This is a genomic window from Limosilactobacillus pulli (assembly GCF_947381555.1).
Lineage (GTDB): Bacteria > Bacillota > Bacilli > Lactobacillales > Lactobacillaceae > Limosilactobacillus > Limosilactobacillus pulli.
The window spans coordinates 1-233 of the sequence record NZ_CANCWQ010000102.1; the positions used below are offsets into that span (position 1 = coordinate 1).

General features: G+C 52.8%; 2 tRNA genes. Both read right to left on the reverse strand.

From position 1 onward, the window contains the following. Positions 1-73: transfer RNA gene (locus tag QOS03_RS09375), tRNA-Val, on the reverse strand. A gap of 5 nt (positions 74-78) precedes the next feature. Further along, a tRNA-Glu gene (locus QOS03_RS09380) sits at positions 79-150 on the reverse strand. Between the last annotated feature and the right edge of the window lie 83 nt (positions 151-233).

The window sequence follows — 233 nt, forward strand, 5'->3', positions numbered from 1 at the left end:
TGGAGGATACAGGGCTCGAACCTGTGACCCTCTGCTTGTAAGGCAGATGCTCTCCCAACTGAGCTAATCCTCCATAAATGACCCATGCGGGATTCGAACCCACGATACCAGCGTGAAAGGCTGGTGTCTTAACCGCTTGACTAATGGGTCATATCAGCATGGCAATGCCCTATCCTCGCAGGGAGCGATCCCCCAACTACTTTCGGCGCGTTGAAGCTTAACTTCTGTGTTCG